Origin of the sequence: Acidovorax sp. ACV02, assembly GCF_014851475.1 — a bacterium.
GTDB classification, from domain to species: Bacteria; Pseudomonadota; Gammaproteobacteria; order Burkholderiales; family Burkholderiaceae_C; genus Acidovorax; species Acidovorax delafieldii.
Genome location: NZ_JACUZU010000002.1, coordinates 169,771 through 188,301, shown reverse-complemented (window position 1 = coordinate 188,301; position 18,531 = coordinate 169,771). Strand labels below are relative to the sequence as shown.

Below are 18,531 nucleotides of genomic sequence, written 5' to 3'. Positions count from 1 at the left end.
TTGTCCACATGAGTTTTTATTTGTACTGAATGGTTTACGTGGTGCGAACGCATTTGGATTCAGATTTCGGAAGTAACGGGGTGAGGGGGCCCAAAACGGCCGTGCAGCCCAAACGGCGCCGGCCGATCACCCGGCAGGGAAAAGGGGCGAGCGCGGCGTCAGACCCGGTGCCAGGCACCAGGAGCCAGGCATGAGGCGACGCTCAATGCTGAAAACAGGGGGTTGTCCGCCGCAGACAGCGGCGGCACGCAGAACCGGGGGGCTCGCAGCGCCCTCCCAGGCGTCAGACCATCTGCAGCAGGCGGTCCAGCGACAGGTTGACCCGCACGTCCTTGAAAGCCACCACACCGGTGACCTTCCAGGGCGGCATGCCCGTATCGCGGGGAATGGGCTCGCCCGTGGCCATGCCGTCGCGGTTGGTCACCACGGCCACGCGGGGGGTGGTGGCGGTGGTGCCCCGGCGGATGACCACGCCCACTTCACGACTGGCCAGGCGCACAAAGGCGCCGGGGGGATAGACGCCCAGGGTCTTGACGAGGGCGGCGCCGGCCTCGTCCACCTGGTGCTCTTCGTCGTAGTAGCTGGCCTGCATGGCGGCAGTGACAGGCATGGGCAGCCGCGCGGCGCGGGGGGCCAGGCGGGCGCCAAAAATGTCGGCGCGCTGCAGCAGGCGGGCCATTTGCTGGGCTTCGGTCTTTTTGGCCAGGGGCCCGGGCGTGCGGTGGTGGTGGCAGCGCACGGCCTCCAGCCACACCGGGTCGGCCACGCCCAGATGGCGCAGCAGCGCCTCGGACCGCGCCGCGTGGTCTTCCACGGCGGCAATCTGGGTCGCGGTGAGGGGCTGGGTCTGCAGCACCAACTGGTCCTGCAGCTCGGTCATGGCGATGTTCATGCTCAGCGCTGCGTGCCCCAATTGCTGCACCCGGCCGCTGGGCCAGCGCAGCATCTCGCGGGCCACCACCATGCACACGCAGCTGACCAGCATGGAATGCGTGGCGCTGTACATGCGCGTTTCCTGGGCCGAGAGATAGATCAGTGCCAGCAGCGTGGCGTCGGGCGTCTGCTCGCAATGGCGCACCAGCTCGTCGTGCAGCGCCTGAAACCGCCCGCCAAAGTCGCTGTGCGACGGAGCGCGTAGCAGCTGCGTGGCCCGCAACTGCAGCTCGGGCCAGTCGGGCAGGGTTCTGCCCGCACGCGCAGCGGCCGCTGCGGCGGCCTGCTCGCCGGCCGTCATCTTCATGGCGGCGATCTCGCCCAGGTTGGTATCGGCGATCAGCATGCGCTGCAGCTGCGCCAGGTAGGCGCGGTGGCTGCCGCCGGATTCGTCGGTGTCCACACACAGCTCGCGCCCACGTTCGACCAGCTTGGCCAGTTCGTCGCGGGTGCGGATCACATAGCCCTTTTGCGCCAGCAACACGCCGTCGGCCCCCCGCAGCACAAAAGGCAGGGGATGGCCCAGCTGGATGGATTCGATGTTGAGGCTGACGAGGTTCATGGTGCGCGTTGCATTATCCGACGGCTACCTCCCGCCAAAGCCCGCGCGACCCCCGTGATTGCCCTGCTTTTTGGGCTCACGCCGGGGGGCGCGCCAAGACTTGGCGTCAGGGGGCGGAGGGAGGTGCTGGTTGCGCCGTGGCGGCGGCTGTGGCTGTGGGGGCTGCAGGTGCGCCCGGGGCATGGCGCCCCCCGCGCAGGCGGCGGGCCAGCCGGCCGAACCCCTGGCCCAGGTCGTCCACCCCGGTGAACACCGCCGGAATCACCAGGAGGCTCAGCAGCGTGGAGGTGATGAGTCCACCAATCACCGCCACCGCCATGGGCGAGCGAAAGCTCGCGTCCGCAGCACCCAGGCCGATGGCGATCGGCAGCATGCCCGCACCCATGGCCAGCGTGGTCATGATGATGGGCCGTGCGCGCTTGTGGCAGGCGTCGATCAGCGCCTCAAAGCGCGTCATGCCATGCTCGCGCCGCGCCAGAATCGCGTACTCCACCAGCAGGATGGAGTTTTTGGTGGCAATGCCCATGAGCATGATCAGCCCGATGAGCGAGGGCATCGAGAAGCTCTTCTGCGCAATCAGCAGCCCCACAAACGCGCCACCCAGCGACAGCGGCAGCGCCGCCAGGATGGTCACCGGGTGCAGGAAGTCCTTGAACAGCAGCACCAGCACGATGTAGATGCACAGCACGCCGGTGAGCATGGCCAGGCCAAAGCTGGCAAACAGCTCGCCCATCATCTCGGCATCGCCAATCGTGATCTGGCGCACGCCCGGCGGCAGGTTCTGGATGGAGGGCAGCGCTTCGACCGCCTTCGTCACGTCGCCCAGCGGCTGGCCCGAGAGTTCGATCTCGAAGTTCACGTTGCGCGCGCGGTCGTAGCGGTCCACCACGGCCGGGCCGCCGCTGAACTCCAGCGTGGCCACCTGGCCCAGCATCACCGGGCCCTTGGCGCCGGGCACGGGCAGGCGTTCCAGCAGCGACAGGTCCTTGCGCGCATCGTCCTGCAGCTTGACGACAATGGGCACCTGGCGCGCGGCCAGGTTGAGCTTGGGCAGCGACACGTCGTAGTCGCCCACGGTGGCAATGCGCAGCGTTTCGGCAATCGCGCTGCTGGTCACGCCCAGGTCGGCGGCGCGCGCAAAGTCGGGGCGCACGGCAATTTCGGAGCGCACGAGGCTGGCGGTGGACGAGATGCTGCCCAGGCCGGGGATGGTGCGCAGGTCTTTCTCGACCGCCAATGCGGCCGTGGTCAGCGCCTGCGGGTCGTCGCCCGTGAGCACCAGCACGTACTTCTCGCCCGAGCCGCCCAGGCCCACCTTGCTGCGCACGCCAGGCAGCGTCTCCAGCGCGGCGCGGATCTGGTTCTCGATGCCCTGCTTGCGCGGACGGTCGCCGCGCTCGGACAGCAAGATGGTCAGCGTGGCCTTGCGCGTTTCGGTGCTGGCGCCGCCCATGAAGGGGTCAGTGCCGGCCGAGCCGCCGCCGATGGTGGTGTACACACTTTGCACATGCTCCACCTTGGCGATGCGCTGCCGCGCGTCCTCGGCCACGGCACGCGTCTGCGCCAGCGTGGCGCCGGGTGGCAGCTCCAGGTACACCTGGGTCTGCGAGTTGTCGTCCGGCGGGATGAAGCCGGTGGGCAGCAGCGGGATCAGCGCCAGCGAGCCGATGAAAAAGGCCGCCGTGGCAACGAAGGTCATCCACCGGTGTTTGATGCACCACGCGGCCCAGCGCAGGTACACCGTCATCCAGCGCGGGTCCTTGTGGTCCCCCACGATGGGCTTGAGGATGTAGGCCGCCATCATGGGCGTGAGCAGGCGCGCCACCACCAGGCTGGCAAACACCGCGAGCGATGCTGTCCAGCCAAACTGCTTGAAGAACTTGCCCGCAATGCCGCTCATGAACGCCGTGGGCAGAAACACCGCGATCAGCGTGAAGGTGGTGGCGATCACGGCCAGGCCGATCTCGTCGGCCGCCTCCATGGCCGCCTGGTAGGGCGTCTTGCCCATGCGCAGGTGGCGCACGATGTTCTCGACTTCCACGATGGCGTCGTCCACCAGGATGCCCACCACCAGCGACAGCGCCAGCAGCGTGATCACGTTGATCGAGAAGCCCAGCCAGTACATGCCGATGAACGCCGGGATCACCGACAGCGGCAGCGCCACGGCCGACACGAAGGTGGCGCGCCAGTCGCGCAGGAAGAGCCACACCACCAGCACGGCCAGCAGCGCGCCTTCGTACAGCAGGTGCATGGAGCCATCGTATTCCTCCTGCACGGGCTGCACGAAGTTGAAGGCCTCGGTGATTTCCAGGTCCGGGTGCTGCGCGCGCATCTCTTGCAGGGCCGCCTGCACGGCAGCGCCCACTTCCACTTCGCTCGCGCCCTTGCTGCGTGCGACCTCGAAGCCCACCACCGGCTTGCCGTTGAGCAGGGCCAGCGCGCGGGGCTCGGCGATGGTGTCTGTCACCGTGGCCACCTGGTCCAGCCGCACGTGGCGGCCGTCCGACAGTGCGAGCGTGAGGCCCGCCAGCTCCTGCGCCGACTGCACCGTGGCCAGCGTGCGCACCGGCTGCTCGCTGCCGCCCAGGTCGGTGCGGCCGCCGGCACTCTCCGTCTGCACCAGCCGCAGCTGGCGTGACACGTCAGCCGCCGTGGCGCCCAGGGACTGCAGCTTGACCGGGTCGAGTGCCACATGCACCTCGCGCTGCACACCGCCCACGCGGTTGACGGCGCCCACGCCGCGCACGGTGAGCAGCTTCTTGGCCACGGCATCGTCCACAAACCAGGACAGCGCCTCGTCGTCCATGCGGGCCGACGCGATGGTGAAGGCCAGCACGGGCTGCGCGGCCAGGTCCATCTTGGTCACGATGGGGTCGCGCACGTCACCCGGCAGGTCGCCGCGCACACGGGCCACGGCGGAGCGCACGTCGTCCAGCGCCTCCTGTGTGGGCTTCTCCAGCCGGAACTCGGCGGTGATGGTGGCGCCGCCGTCCTGCACCTTGGTGTAGATGTGCTTGAGGCCCTGCAGCGTGGCGATGCTGTTCTCGATCTTGCGCGCCACGTCGTTCTCCAGCTGCGCGGGCGAGGCGCCCGGCAGCGCCACGGTCACGGAGATCGTGGGCAGGTCGATGTCGGGAAAGTTCTGCACCTTCATGGCGTTGAAGGACAGCAGGCCGCCGAAGGTCAGCAGCACAAACAGCATCAGCGCCGGGATGGGGTTCTTGATGGACCAGGTGGACACATTCATGTGGAATGCTCCTTAATTGATAGCTGCTTGCGCATGATCCACTAGCGCTACAGGCACTTTTTGCATGAAATGCTGGCTGGAGGACTGCTTGCCAGCCGCTGGCGCCGCCGCAGGGGCCGCCACGCGCACCAGGTCGCCATCGTTCAAAAAGCCCGCACCGCGCACGGCGACGGAGGCTCCTGCGTCCAGGCCCGACAGCACCTCGACCCGGTCGGCCACGCGGCGGCCGGTCTGGACCTTGCGCATCTGCACGCGCTGGTCTCCGCCCACCACAAACACGTACGAGAACCCGTCGCGCACCACCAGCGCCTCTTGCGGCACGGTGAGTGCGTCGCTGCTGCCCAGTGCGAACTCGCCCCGCGCAAACATCCCGGCACGGAAGTCGGTGTTGGCGGGCAGGTCCACATAGACCAGCGCATTGCGCGTTTGCGGGTCCACCGTGGGTGCGACCATGCGCACGGTGCCCTCGGCCGCGGCGCCGCTGGCAGCCGTAACGCTGACCTTGGCCCCGGGCTGGATGCGCCGCAGCTCGGTGGACGTGACCTCGGCGCGCCACTCCAGCCGGCCCTTGCGCACCATGCGGAACAGCTCCGTGCCTGCCCCCACCACCGCGCCCACGGTGGCCGTGCGGGCCGAGATCACGCCGCTGTCAGGCGCCACCACCTGCGTGTATTTGAGGCGCAGCTGCTGCGCGTTCAGCGCGGCCTTGGACGCTTCCACGCGGGCCTGGGCGGTTTGCTCAGCCGTGGTGAACTGCTGGATCTGCTGCTGGCTGAGTGCGCCCGTGGCTTGCAACAAGCGGGCGCGGTCGGCATTGGCGGAGGCCTCGGCCGCATTGGCCTGGGCTTCGAGCAGGCTCGCGCGGCTCTGGGCCACATCGGCCAGCACCGTGTCGGCCGAGAAGGTGGCCAGCACCTGCCCGGCCTTGACCACATCGCCCACGTTCACACGCACGTCAGTCAGGCGCAGGCCGTTGCTCTCGGCCCCAATGCTCGCCTCTTGCCACGCGGCGATGTTGCCGTTGGCGGCCAGGCGCAGCGGCACTGGCATGCGCTGCGGCTGGGACGTGCTCACCGTGAGCGCAGGCCGGGGCTGGCCCGCCTTGGGTTCATCGGCGGCACGCGATGCGCCCGAGAAAACCAGTGCACCGCCCGTGGCCAGCACGCAGGCGGCGATCACGGCGAAGGCGGTGGGGGAAAACTTGAAGGAGAAAGAGGAGTGTTGCATGTGCATCTGTCCTGGGGAGTTCATATCAGCTGTGCATGGTGTTGGGCGTGGCCCACTGCGCTCGAAACTGGCGATGCGCAGACGAGGGCAGCCCAGCAAGGGCCGCCCCGCAGCGAGGGCTGCGTTCCCCTGCCCGGATTGCGCAGCAATGCGAGAGCGGGGGCTGAGCGCCGCGGCTCCGAGCCTGCCTGCGCAGGCTTGGACGGCGGTGAAGAGCGGCCGCCTCCGGCGGACGCACCGAGGCGCAAAGCGCCTCAGGGGGGTGTCTCATAGCTTCCATCCACCACCGGCGGCGCGGTACAGCGCAATCCAGGCGGTCTGGCGTTCGTGCTGCAGTGCGACCAGCGCGTTCTCGGCGGCCAGCGCTGTGCGCCGGACATCTTCCAGCTCCACCAGACTGGCCAGGCCACCACGCCAGCGCGCCTCGGTCGCGTCGAACGATGCGCGGTAGCCCTCGGCGGCAGTGCGCGCGCTGGCGCTGCGCTCGGCCGTGCTTTGCAGGCGCACCAGGGCTTGCTCGACCTCGCTCACGGCCTGGCGCACCTTGGCGCGGTACTGCGACGCGGCCTCGTCGTAGCGGGCCTGCGCCGCATCGGTCTGCGCGGCGCGGCGGCCACCGTCAAAGATCGGCACGCTGAGCGCCAGCGGGCCGATGGTCCAGGTGTTCAGGTCGGTGGTCACGCCCCCCGTGCGCACCTGGGCTGCACCCACACTGCCGCTGAGGGTCAGCCGCGGGTAGCGCTGGGCCTGGGCGCTGGCGACGTCCGCACTGGCGGCAGCCACTTCGCGCTCAGCGTTGTACACGTCAGGGCGCTGGGTCAGCACCTGGGCGGGCAGTGCGTCCACGGTGAATAACGCGTCCGGGGCCGCAGCCACCGGCTGGGCCAGCCGGATACGCAGCGTGGGTTCTTCCCAGCCGGTGAGCGCCACCAGGGCCTTGACCTCTACATCGCATTGCATGCGTTGCTGTGAGGCACGGGCCTGGGCCTCGGCGGCGCTGGCGCGTGCCAGTGAGGCCGTGGCGGGCGCAGTAAAGCCCGCACGTTCGCTGAGCTGGGACAGGCGGGAGGTTTCGCTACGGGACTGCGCGTCGCGCTCGGCCACCTGTTGCTGGGCCAGGCAGGTGCGGATGCTGCTGGTCTGCTGCGCCACCTCGGCTGCCACGCTCACGCGCGCCTCGTGCCACAGGGCCTGCGCGCCGGCCAGCCGCTCATCGGCAGCGGTTTTGGCGGCGCGGTTGGCGCCCAACAGGTCCACCTCCCAGCTCGCCTGCAGCCCCGCCTGCGAGGTGGTGGCCACACGCGCCAGCTGGTCATTGAAGCCCCGGCTGGCACTGGCCTGTGCGTCGAGCGAGGGCAGTAAGGCTGCCCGGCTGCCCACCTGCGTGGCGCGGGCCTGCGCAATGCGCGACTGGGCCTGTGCGATGCCCGGGCTCACGGCCTGGGCGGCGTCGATCAGCTCGACCAGCAGCGGGTCTTGCAGCTGGGTCCACCAGCGGGCCATGCCCGTGAGGGAGCCCTGGTGCGGCAAGGGTGCGTGCAAGGCCGCAGGTGTGGGTGCCGATACCTGTGCAGGTGGTGCGGTGGTGGAGCAGGCCACCAGTGGCAGGACCAGCGCCAGCCACAAGGGTTTGTGTGAGATCAGTCGCATGTGCAAGTCACTCTGGGGTACGGGGAGAGGGGGCTTTTTTGACGGGGGCGGCCGCGCGGGCCGCAGCGCGGCGCTGGCGTTCCCCGTCCACCATGAACTGGGCAAAGTCCACCAGCCGCGATGTGGTGGCGGCCAGCCCCCGCGGCGTGGCGGTGAGGCCGGGGCGCACGGCCTGCACCACGTCGCGGCCCACGTAGTACTGCAGCGCCAGGGCGGTGATGGCCATGGCCAGGCGGTGCACATCGTCATCGGCAGTTTTCAGGCCGAACTCCTTGCACAGCAGGCCGACGAGCGCGGCGTGGGCGGGCTTGATCTCGCACTCCAGCTCCTGCTGCCACAGCCCGGTGGGGTCCAGCATTTCGCGAAAGTGCAGGCGCATGCACAGCTCGACCAGATCACCTTCGTGCAGGGGCTGCATGAAGCTCTGGATCAGCAGCTCGATGAACGCGGGCAAGGTGTCCGGCCAGGCATCCACGGCGATGGGGCTGCCCATGGGCTCGGTGAACGCTGCGCGGTACAGCCCGTTCTTGTCGCCGAAGTAGTAGCTGATGGACGCCGGGTTGACACCCGCCGCCTGGGCAATGTCGCGGATGGACGCCTTGGCAAAGCCGTTTTCGGCAAAGAGGCGCAAGGCGGCGTGTAGCAGCCGCGCGCGGGCCTGTGCGCCTTCCGTGGGCGGTGGGGGGGGCATGGAAGGCCGGGTTGGCTTGGGGGCTGAATCTGGCATGGAGCCGGATTACAGCACTATTTAATCAAACGATTGATTAAATTTTTGTTTCAAAAAATATCGCGGGTGTTTCGGCCGTGTTTCTGTCAGGGCTGACCTGTTGGTTGCAGCGAGGGGCGGACAGATCAGATGGATGTTCTGTACCGTCCCAATACATGGCGTAGAGGGGTGCGCGACCCTTCCAGAAGTCGGCCATCCCTGGCGCGGTGCACCCGGCCGATCAGGCCGATGGGGCGGCGGAGCCGAAGACCGCCGACCACAGTGCCAGCACGGCATCGCGCTCGGCCTGCAGTGCGGGTGGCGTGACCTGGGTGGGCGCCTCGTCCAGCCGCGCCACATGCTGTACCCGGCGCAGTTCGCGGTAGGCATCTGCGGCTGCGTGGCCCACGCCTGGGGGCAGCAGGCCCACTTGCTCGGCCCGCTGCAGCAGGGCAATGTTGCCCAGGTTGCCGCGCAATTCGGGGTGGGCGGCAGACTGCGAGAGCACCAGGTACTGCACGGCAAATTCGGCGTCCACCATGCCGCCTGGGCTGTGCTTCACGTCGAAGCGGCCGGCGGGCGTGGGGTGGGCCGAGCGCACCCGCTCGCGCATGGTCACGATCTCGTCTTTCAACGCCAGCGGGTCGCGGGCGGAGGTGATGACGGCCTCGCGCACAGCGTCAAAGCGCTCGCGCAAGGCCTCGCTGCCCATCACGAAGCGCGCACGTGTCATGGCCTGGTGTTCCCAGGTCCAGGCGGTGTTGCTGCCGCGTTGCTGCTGGTAGTTGGCGTAGGCCTCGAAGCTCGTCACCAGAAGGCCCGAGTTGCCATTGGGCCGCAGGGCTGTGTCGATCTCGTACAGGTCACCCTCGCCCGTCTTGACGGTGAGCCAGTTGATGAGCTTGCGCACAAAGGCCGCGTACACCTCGGGGGCGCGTTCGTCGTCGTCATCAAATACAAAGACGATGTCCAGGTCGCTGCCGTAGCCCAGCTCCTTGCCGCCCAGCTTGCCGTAGCCAATGATGGCGAACTGGGGCTCGTCGCGGTGGCGGTTCTTGAGGCGGCTCCAGCACCACTGGCTGGTGATCCGCAGCACGCTGTCGGCCAGCGCACTCAGGTCGTCGGCCACCTGCTCGACGGTGATGCGGCGCTCCACATCGCGCGCCAGGGTGCGGAAGGTCTCGGCATGTTGCGCACGGCGCAGCAGGTTGAGCAGGGTTTCGTCGTCGTCCTCGCCGGTGGAGCGCAGCGACGCCAGGCGCATGCCCAGCTCGCGTTCAAAGTCGGCCACCACAAAACGTTCGGACAACAGTGCATCGCCCACCAGCTCGTCGATCACGCCGGGGTGCTGCAGCAGGTAACGCGCGGGCCACTTGGCCGCGCCCAGCAGGTGCAGCAGCTGCTCGTGCACCGAGGGCCGCTCCAGCAGCAGCGCCAGATAGCTTTCGCGCCGCAGCAGCGGCTCCAGCCAGTTGGCCAGGCGCACGGTGGCCTCTTCGGTGACGCGTCCTTCCTTGAGCCACTGGGCCGTGCGCTGCACCAGGCGGAACAGGCGGGCCCGCGCCTCGTCACGGAGTCCGGCCACGCGTGGGTGGTTGCGCCACTCGGCCACACGTTCGCGAAAGCCCGGTGGCAGTTGCTCCAGCAGGCCTTCCAGCTCAGGAGGCGGCGGTGCCGCCGCCCGGGGGCCACCACAGCCACCGCCACTGCATTGTTTTTTGCCGTTGCCACCCAGCAGGGTGTCGAACTCCTGGGCCACCAGCTCGCGATGTGCGTCCAGCTCGTGCAGGAAGGCGCAGCAGTCCTTGTAGCCCAGGGTGCAGGCGATCCAGGCCAGGTCGTCGTCGCGGGTGGGCAGCACGTGGGTCTGCTGGTCGTCCAGGTACTGGATGCGGTGCTCCACCCGTCGCAGGAACACATAGGCCCGGGCCAGCGCGTCGGCGGTTTCCTGCGGCATCAGGCCCGCATGGGCCAGGCGCTGCAGCGCATCCAGTGTGGGGCGGCGGCGCAGCTCGGGGAACTGCCCGCCGCGCACCACCTGCAGCAGCTGCACGGTGAATTCGATCTCGCGGATGCCGCCGCGCGAGAGCTTGACGTCGTTGGCACGCTCGGGGTGCCCGGCGCTGCGTTTGGACGCATGGTCCCGGATCTGGCTGTGCAGTGAGCGCAGCGCATCGAACACGCTGTAGTCCAGGTAACGGCGAAACACAAACGGCAGCACCACGCCGCGCAGGGCCTGCACCTCGGGGCGGCCGATGCACTCGCGGGGGGCCACCACGCGGCTTTTGAGCCAGGCAAAACGCTCCCATTCGCGGCCCTGCACCTGCAGGTATTCCTCCAGCGCGGCCAGGGACACCGATGCGGGGCCCGAGTTGCCGTTGGGCCGCAGGGCCAGGTCCACCCGGAAGACGAAGCCATGCTCGGTGGTGTCGCCCACCAGGCTGTAGATGGCCTTGACGGCGCGCGCAAAGTATTCGTGGTTGGAGATGCGGCCCCGGCCATCGGGCATGCCGGCGGTTTCGCCATCGTGCTCATACACATAGATGAGGTCGATGTCGCTCGAGACATTGAGCTCCCGGGCGCCCAGTTTGCCCATGCCGATGATCCACAGCTGCACGGGCTGGCCCTGTGGGCCGCGCGGGGCACCATGGCGTTCGTCCAGCTCGCGGCGGGCCTGCTGGCAGGCGCGGTCCAGGGCCAGCTCGGCCAGTTCGGTCACAGCCCGGGTGATGTCGGCCAGCGGTGTCTGCGCTTCGCAGTCCAGCTGGATCAGTCGTTCCATGACCAGCTGGCGCAGCACCCGCAGCGCGGTCCCGGTGTCGCAGCCACGCGCGCACAGAGCGTCGTAGGCCTGCTCCATGGTCGCAAGCACCGGAACACCGGGTGGCAGCAGCGGCAGGTCGTTGGCGTAGCGGCGGTGCAGGCGCTGGTAGAAGCGGGAATGCTCGGCCAGAGGTCCCTCGGGCAGGGGCTGATGGCAGCGGGGGTCAGACAGAGAAGGATGCATGGCAGCCACAGCCGGATGTTGGACGGGAAGCGGGGTGCTGGTCTGCGGGCCCGACGGCATACAAAAGCTCACTGGGCACTCGGGTCACGAGTGAACCCACGCCAGGGCTGCGGGTCATAATTCCTGCCACTTTCCATCTCACCATGATCGATCCCACCTCGCACCCCTCACGCCTGCTGAAAATAGTCGCAGGTTTTGCACGGTGGTCGCTGGGCTTGTTGCTCGCCTTCTGGCTGTTGCTGACCATCGCATGGGGGGCTCTTCATGGCTGGATTGTGCCGCGAATCGGTGATTTCCGCCCACAGTTGCAGGCGCAGGCCGCACGGGTATTGGGGGTTCCCGTGCAGATCGGCGCCATCGTGGCCCGCACCGAGGGGCTGATCCCGTCCATCGAGCTGTCTGATGTCGCGCTGCTGGATGCCTCGGGCCGCACTGCGTTGCGCCTGCCCCGTGTGGTGGTGGCGCTGTCACCCCGTTCGCTGCTGCAGTGGGGGTTCGAGCAGCTTTACATCGAAGGCCCCGACCTGGATGTGCGACGGGCGAGTGACGGACGCATCTATGTGGCGGGGCTGGAGTTTGCCCAGAACCAGGGCGACAGCAGTGCGGCGGCCGACTGGTTGTTCTCGCAGGGCGAGGTCTACATCAAGGACGGCACGGTGCGCTGGACCGATGAGCAGCGCGGCGCTCCCGAGCTGGCGCTGGAAAAGGTGGATCTGGTTTTGCGCAACGGCAACTGGCGCCACAACCTCCGGGTGGATGCCACGCCGCCGCCGGAATGGGGGGACCGTTTCAGCCTGGTGGGTTTGTTTCGCGCGCCGCTGCTGCGCGCCCGCGATGGCAACTGGAAGCACTGGAACGGTCAGGTGTTTGCGCACTTCACGCGGGTCGATGTGTCGCATCTGCGGCACCACGCCGATGTGGGCATCGAGGTGGCGCAGGGCCGGGGCGCGTTGCGGGCCTGGGCCGATGTGCGCAGCGGCCAGGTGGTGGGGGGCACGGCCGACCTGGCGCTGGCCGATGTGAACACCACGCTGGCCGCCGATCTGCGCCCGCTGGTTCTTCCTTCCATCCAGGGCCGGCTGGGGGGGCGGAGGCTCACCGGCGGCTTTGAGTTCTCGACGCAGGCACTGCAGTTCCAGACCGATGACGGCCTGACCTGGCCCGGTGGCAACTTGCGGCTGGTGCACACCGATGCCAACGGCAAGGCCCTGGCGCAAGGCGAGTTGCGAGCTGACCGGCTGGACCTGGCAGCCCTGGCGCAGGTGGCGAGCCGCCTGCCGCTGGGGACGGTCGCCCACGACGCCTTGCGCACCTACACGCCCCAAGGACTGGTGGGCGAGATCCAGGCCACCTGGAAGGGGCCTCTGGATGCGTTGCAGCAGTACCAGGTCAAGGGGCGTATCCAGGGGCTGGCACTGGCGGGTGCCACGGATGGCTCGGCCCCCGCCCACCTGGGTCTGCGTGGCGCCAATGTGGACATCGACATGAACCAGGCAGGGGGCAAGGCGGCACTGACCATGGCGTCAGGTGCGCTGGTCCTGCCAGGGGTGTTCGAGGAACCCGTCCTGCCGCTGGACCGGCTCAGTGCCGACGTGCGCTGGCAGCTGGACGGCAGCCGTATTGCCGTGCAGGCCAATGATGTGCAGTTCGCCAACGCCGATGCGCAGGGCGATGCCCGTGCCACCTGGCACACCAGCGACGCATCCAAGGCGCCCCACCGGTCACGCTTTCCGGGGGTGCTGGACCTCACGGGCACGCTGCACCGCGCCGACGGCACCCGGGTGCACCGCTACCTGCCCTTGTCCATTCCTGCCGATTCGCGTCACTATGTGCGCGATGCGGTGGTCGCCGGCAGCGCCAGCAATGTGCAGTTCCGCGTCAAGGGCGATCTGCACGACCTGCCCTTCAACGATCCCAAGCAGGGCGAATTCCGCATTGCGGCGCGCGTCAAGGACGTGACCTATGCCTACGTTCCTACTGCGCTGCAGCCTGCGGGCACCCTGCCCTGGCCTGCGTTGACTGACCTCGGCGGCGAGCTGATTTTTGAGCGTTCGTCCATGCAGGTGCGCGGCGCCAGTGGCGGTTTTGCTGGCAGCAAGGGCCTGCGGCTGTCCAAGGTAGATGCCCGCATTCCAGACCTGGCGCACACCGTGGTGGGCGTGAGCGCCGATGCACGCGGCCCGCTGGCAGAGCTGCTCACGCTCATGACCACGTCACCGCTGGGCCGTATGACGGGCAATGCGCTGGAGCAGGCCAGCGGCACGGGCAATGCCGACTTTCAGTTGCGACTGAGCCTGCCCATCAGCGACATCAACAAATCCAAGGTGCAGGGCAGCGTCACGCTGGCGGGCAACGAGCTGCGCATCACCCCCGACACCCCTGCACTCACCCGCGTACGGGGCGCGGTGCAGTTCAGCGAGACCGGGTTTTCGCTGTCCAATGTGCAGGCCCAGGCGCTGGGCGGCCCCGTGCGGCTGGAAGGCGGCATGCGTGCGCTGGCGGCCAATGCCCCGGCCACCGAGTCGGCGGTGCAGATCCGTGCGCAGGGCACCGCCACGGCCGAAGGCCTGCAGCAAACCCCGCAGCTGGGCATGTTGTCGCAACTGGCGCGGCGTGCCACCGGCAGCGCACCGTACACGCTGGCCCTGTCGTTTCGCCGGGGGGTGCCCGAGCTGCAGGTCAACACCAGCCTGCAGGGCCTGGCCCTGGCCTTGCCGCCCCCGCTGGGCAAGACGGCGGACAGCAGCCTGCCCCTGCGCTTTGACAACCAGGTGGCGCGCGAATCACTGGTGGGCTTGGCGAGCAGCAACGGCAACGGCAACGGGAGCAGTGCCCCCCCGTTGCGGGACCAGATCGTGCTGGACCTGGGGCCGCTTGGATCGGCCACCTATGTGCGCGACCTGAGCGGCGCCCAGCCGCGCGTGCTGCGCGGCGCCATCGGTGTGGGCCTGAGCAATGGCGAGTCCGCCCCCATGCCCGCGCAAGGCGTGGCTGCCAACATCAACCAGGGCAAGCTGGATGTGGACGCCTGGGACGAGGTGCTCGCCCGGGCCACTGCCGCCGAGTCCGCCCCCCGGGGTGCCGCAGTGGCGACCACGCCTGCAGGGCAGGCCGTGGCACAGGACTATCTGCCCACCACCCTGGCGCTGCGCGCGCGCGAGCTCACGTTGCAAGGCCGCACGCTGCACAACGTGGTGGCAGGTGCGCTGCGCGACGGCTCCACCTGGCGTGCCAACCTCGATGCCACCGAACTCAATGGCTACCTGGAGTACCGCCAGCCCGGATCGCCCGACTTCAGCAACGGCCGTTTGTTTGCCCGGCTGTCGCGTGTGAACATGCCGCAAAGCGACGTGACCCAGGTCGAAGAACTGCTCAACGAGCAACCGGGCAACCTGCCTGCGCTGGACATCGTCGTGGAGGATTTCGAGCTGCGTGGCAAGCGGCTGGGACGGGTGGAGATGGAGGCCCAGAACCGGGGCGGCGAGGGGGTGCAGCGCGAATGGCGCCTGTCCAAGTTCAATATCACGGCGCCCGAAGCAGCTTTCACTGCCAACGGCAACTGGGCGGTGCTCAATGCAGCCTCTGCAGGCCCCCGTTCGGCCGAGCGGCGCACCGTGCTCAGCTTCAAGCTCGATATCCGCGACTCGGGCGATCTGCTGGCCCGCCTGGGCATGGCCAACGTGGTGCGGCGCGGCAAGGGCCGCATGGAAGGGCAGGTGGGCTGGATTGGCGCTCCCTTCAGCCCCGATTACCGCAGCATGACGGGGCAGATCAACCTGAATGTCGAATCCGGCCAGTTTCTGAAGGCTGATCCTGGTCTGGCCAAGCTGCTGGGCGTGCTCAGCCTGCAATCATTGCCGCGCCGCTTGACACTGGATTTTCGCGATGTGTTCAGTGAAGGTTTTGCGTTTGATTTTGTACGCGGTGATGTACGCATCGAGCGCGGCGTGGCCACCACCAACAACCTGCAGATGAAGGGTGTCAATGCGGCCGTACTGATGGAAGGCAGCGCCAACATCGACCAGGAGACGCAGGACCTGCGTGTGGTGGTGGTGCCAGAGATCAACGCCATGACGGCGTCGCTTGTAGCCACAGCCATCAACCCGGTGATTGGTCTGGGCAGCTTTTTGGCACAGGTGTTTTTGCGCGGTCCGCTCATCGAGGCTGCCACGCAGGAATTCCGCATCGATGGCACCTGGGCCGACCCGCGGGTGGTGCGCGTGGCCCGCCGCGGGCGCGAATCGAGCCCTGCCACCGAGGCGACGCCCCGGGCCAACCCACCCCCCAAGACTGGAGAACCTTCATGAAAGTCGCCGCCATCCAGATGGTGTCTGGCATCGCGCTGGACGATAACCTGCGCGTTGCGCGCCAGCTGCTGGAACAGGCTGCGCAGGGCGGCGCTGAGCTGGCGGTGCTGCCGGAGTATTTTTGCCTGATGGGGCACAAGGACACTGACAAGCTCGCCTTGCGCGAGACCGCTGGTTCCGGAGTGATCCAGCAGTTTCTGGCCGATACCGCGCGCGCGCTTGAGATGTGGATCGTGGGCGGCACGCTGCCGATGGCCACGGGTACGCCGGACCGTGTGCGCAACACGACGCTGGTCTTCGACCCGACGGGTGCCTGTGTGGCGCGCTACGACAAGATCCATCTCTTTCGCTTCAGCAACGGCGCTGAACAGTACGACGAAGGCCGTGTCATCGACGCCGGTGACACCCCGGTGCAGTTTGATCTGCAAGCGCGCAGCGGTCAGCGCTGGCGGGTGGGGTTGTCCGTGTGTTACGACCTGCGCTTTCCGGAGTTGTACCGCGCGCATGCCCGCGCAGGTGCGGACCTGCTGCTGGTGCCGAGCGCCTTCACGCACACCACGGGTCAGGCGCACTGGGAAGTGTTGCTGCGTGCCCGCGCGGTGGAAAACCTGGCCTATGTGCTGGCCCCTGCCCAAGGCGGTGTGCACGCCAACGGCCGCCATACCTGGGGCCACAGCATGCTGGTGGACCCCTGGGGCAGCATCATCGCGCAGCGCGATCAAGGCGCTGGCGTGGTAGCCGGCGAGCTGGACGCGCAGCGCCTGAGTGCCGTGCGCGCTCAGCTGCCCGCATTGACCCACCGCGTGCTGTGAAGCCAACGCCCGTCAAACGCACCCTGCTGCAGCTCTGGCGCGGAGCCTGGCGTCGCTGGTCGTTATGGACGGCGCTGGTACTGCTTGTGGTGTCCATGCTTGCCACCATGGTGTGGCTTGCCGGGCGCTATGAAGCCAGCCAGGTGCAGACCCGCCTGGAGCGGGACACAGCCGATGCAGTCTCGGACATCCGCACCGCGCTGACGCACAACCTGCAAAGCCTGCAGGCACTCCCCAGCGACAACCCGAGCCATCTGGCCTGGGAGGTCGAGGCGTCTGACCTGCTGCGTAACCGGCGCGAGCTCGTGCGCATTGAGCTGCGCGATGCGAATCTGCGCATGCGCACCCACGTGCAGTCGCCCTACCGCCCGGTGGCCTGGGACATGCGGCTGCGCGACAGTGGCCAGTCGGACCTCACTATCGCCTGTGCCAACGCGCGTCGCCTGGGGGGGCCAGCGTATTCCAGCAGCTACTTTCAGCCCCATGGTGACGGCCTGGGCTCGGAGATGATGGAGCTGTGTGTTCCGTTGTCTGCCAGCGGACGCACCATGGGGTATCTGGTCGCGACGTATGCGCTGCAGGACATCCTGGCCAATCTGGTGGGGCACAACCTCACGCGCAGCCAGGAAGCCTCCTTCACAGAGGCTGACGGCACCCGGCTGGCGGTGTTGGGAGCGGCGCGACGGGGGTCGCGCATGTTCTCGGCGCAGCATCTGCTGGACTTGCCAGGCAGTACATTGGTGCTGCGCATGGACAGCTGGCACAGTGCACCCAGCCTGTTCCCCAATGTGTTGACGGCCCTGGTCACGGCCATGTCGATTGCGCTGGTGACGGTGATGGTGGTGCTGGTGCGCGACAACCGCCGCCGCCTGCGCGCCGAACGTGACCTGGCCGATGCGCTGGCCTTTCGCAAGGCGATGGAGGACTCGCTGGTGACCGGGCTTCGCGCGCGCGACCTGGAGGGGCGCATCACCTACGTCAACCCGGCCTTCTGCGAGATGGTGGGCTTCAGCCCGCAGGAGCTGCTGGGCCTGAGCATGTCGGCACCCTATTGGCCCCCCGAGCGTGTGGAGGAATACCGCCAGCGCCAGGCCATCCGTTTTGCCGGCACCATGCCGCCGCGCGAGGGATTTGAGTCCGAGTTCATGCGCAAGGACGGCACGCGGTTTCCCGTGCTGATCATCGAGGCCCCGCTCATCAATGCCCAAGGCCAGCACACCGGCTGGATGAGCGCGTTCCTGGACATCAGTGAACAGCGCCGGGTGGAGGAGCTGTCCCGCGCCTCGCAGGAGCGGCTGCAGGCCACGGCGCGGCTGGCCACGGTGGGCGAGATGGCTTCGTTGCTCAGCCATGAACTCAACCAGCCGCTGGCCGCCATCTCCAGCTACGCCAATGGTTCCATCAACCTGCTGGAACATGCCACTCCCGCCAGTGCGTCTGTACCCGAGCCCGACGCGCTGGAGGATGTGCGCATGGCCATGCGCCAGATTGCCCGCCAGGCCGAGCGAGCGGGCCGAGTGATCAAAAGTGTTCACGACTTCGTCCGGCGCCGCGACCAAGCCCGTGAGGCAGTGCATGCGCAGCAATTGCTCGATGCCATCCTGCCGCTGGTGAGCCTGCAGGCCCGCAAACTGGGCGTGCGCGTCAACACATCGGTGGAGCAGGGCCTGGCGCCCGCGCTGTGTGACCGTACGATGGTGGAGCAGGTGTTGCTGAACCTGGCGCGCAATGCCATGCAGGCGATGGATGATCCCGGCGTGCGCAATCGCGTGCTGGATATCCGGGTGCGGCGTGCTGCCTCCAATCCGCATAACGGCTGGATTGAATTTGCTGTGACCGATGTGGGAACCGGGATTCCCCCTGAGGTCGCAGAAAAACTGTTCACCCCGTTTTTCACCACCCGCCCGGAGGGCATGGGCTTGGGGTTGAGCATGTGCCGCACCGTCATCGAACAACACGGCGGTTTTCTCGGATTTGCGCCGAATGAGCCCCGTGGTACGGTATTTACCTTCACGCTGCCCGTGAACAATGGACCCACCCCCTGAGGCACGTTACGGCTGCCAGCGATGGGGCTTTGGTG

9 protein-coding genes are annotated in these 18,531 nt (G+C 68.0%); 3 read left to right on the top strand and 6 right to left on the bottom strand.

Translation table 11 applies throughout. From position 1 onward, the window contains the following. Positions 1–283: 283 nt before the first annotated feature. The 6 genes from IB236_RS04745 to glnE form a co-directional block, all read right to left on the bottom strand. Positions 284–1,495, bottom strand: coding sequence for an HD-GYP domain-containing protein (locus IB236_RS04745; RefSeq protein ID WP_192419180.1), 1,212 nt, complete (start codon positions 1,493–1,495; stop codon positions 284–286). 106 nt (positions 1,496–1,601) lie between these two features. After that, entirely contained in the window at positions 1,602–4,742 is a 3,141-nt protein-coding gene (locus IB236_RS04740) for an efflux RND transporter permease subunit (RefSeq protein WP_192419178.1), read from the bottom strand. A gap of 12 nt (positions 4,743–4,754) precedes the next feature. Continuing rightward, positions 4,755–5,969 (bottom strand): efflux RND transporter periplasmic adaptor subunit, encoded by a 1,215-nt coding sequence (locus tag IB236_RS04735; protein WP_192419176.1) that lies wholly within the window; start codon positions 5,967–5,969, stop codon positions 4,755–4,757. 267 nt (positions 5,970–6,236) lie between these two features. Beyond that, positions 6,237–7,619 carry an efflux transporter outer membrane subunit gene (locus IB236_RS04730; RefSeq protein ID WP_192419174.1) on the bottom strand — a complete coding sequence of 461 codons (1,383 nt, stop codon included), beginning with the start codon at positions 7,617–7,619 and terminating at the stop codon, positions 6,237–6,239. A 7-nt stretch (positions 7,620–7,626) separates the two neighbouring features. After that, positions 7,627–8,310, bottom strand: a complete 684-nt coding sequence (locus IB236_RS04725; protein WP_192419172.1) for a CerR family C-terminal domain-containing protein — start codon at positions 8,308–8,310, stop codon at positions 7,627–7,629. Between the two features lie 256 nt (positions 8,311–8,566). Further along, on the bottom strand, positions 8,567–11,332 hold the full coding sequence (gene glnE / locus IB236_RS04720) for a bifunctional [glutamate--ammonia ligase]-adenylyl-L-tyrosine phosphorylase/[glutamate--ammonia-ligase] adenylyltransferase (RefSeq protein WP_192419170.1): 2,766 nt from the start codon (positions 11,330–11,332) through the stop codon (positions 8,567–8,569). A gap of 143 nt (positions 11,333–11,475) precedes the next feature. Between glnE and IB236_RS04715 the strand changes: the two genes are divergently transcribed. The 3 genes from IB236_RS04715 to IB236_RS04705 are packed head-to-tail and all read left to right on the top strand — an operon-like array spanning position 11,476 to position 18,496. Beyond that, positions 11,476–15,639, top strand: a complete 4,164-nt coding sequence (locus IB236_RS04715) for a YhdP family protein (protein WP_192419168.1) — start codon at positions 11,476–11,478, stop codon at positions 15,637–15,639. After that, a complete protein-coding gene (locus tag IB236_RS04710) occupies positions 15,636–16,451 on the top strand; it encodes a carbon-nitrogen hydrolase family protein (RefSeq protein ID WP_192419166.1) in 816 nt (271 codons plus the stop codon). The genes IB236_RS04715 and IB236_RS04710 overlap by 4 nt, the downstream gene beginning before the upstream one ends. After that, on the top strand, positions 16,448–18,496 hold the full coding sequence (locus IB236_RS04705; protein ID WP_370539882.1) for a nitrogen regulation protein NR(II): 2,049 nt from the start codon (positions 16,448–16,450) through the stop codon (positions 18,494–18,496). The genes IB236_RS04710 and IB236_RS04705 overlap by 4 nt, the downstream gene beginning before the upstream one ends. The last annotated feature ends 35 nt before the right edge of the window (positions 18,497–18,531 follow it).

Excerpts from the sequence above, each read along its gene's own strand:
- IB236_RS04745 (WP_192419180.1), bottom strand. The coding sequence starts at position 1,495 with ATGAACCTCGTCAGCCTCAACATCGAATCCATCCAGCTGGGCCATCCC.
- IB236_RS04725 (WP_192419172.1), bottom strand. The coding sequence starts at position 8,310 with ATGCCCCCCCCACCGCCCACGGAAGGCGCACAGGCCCGCGCGCGGCTG.
- IB236_RS04735 (WP_192419176.1), bottom strand. The coding sequence starts at position 5,969 with ATGCAACACTCCTCTTTCTCCTTCAAGTTTTCCCCCACCGCCTTCGCC.
- IB236_RS04715 (WP_192419168.1), top strand. The coding sequence starts at position 11,476 with ATGATCGATCCCACCTCGCACCCCTCACGCCTGCTGAAAATAGTCGCA.
- IB236_RS04740 (WP_192419178.1), bottom strand. The coding sequence starts at position 4,742 with ATGAATGTGTCCACCTGGTCCATCAAGAACCCCATCCCGGCGCTGATG.
- IB236_RS04710 (WP_192419166.1), top strand. The coding sequence starts at position 15,636 with ATGAAAGTCGCCGCCATCCAGATGGTGTCTGGCATCGCGCTGGACGAT.
- IB236_RS04730 (WP_192419174.1), bottom strand. The coding sequence starts at position 7,619 with ATGCGACTGATCTCACACAAACCCTTGTGGCTGGCGCTGGTCCTGCCA.
- glnE (WP_192419170.1), bottom strand. The coding sequence starts at position 11,332 with ATGCATCCTTCTCTGTCTGACCCCCGCTGCCATCAGCCCCTGCCCGAG.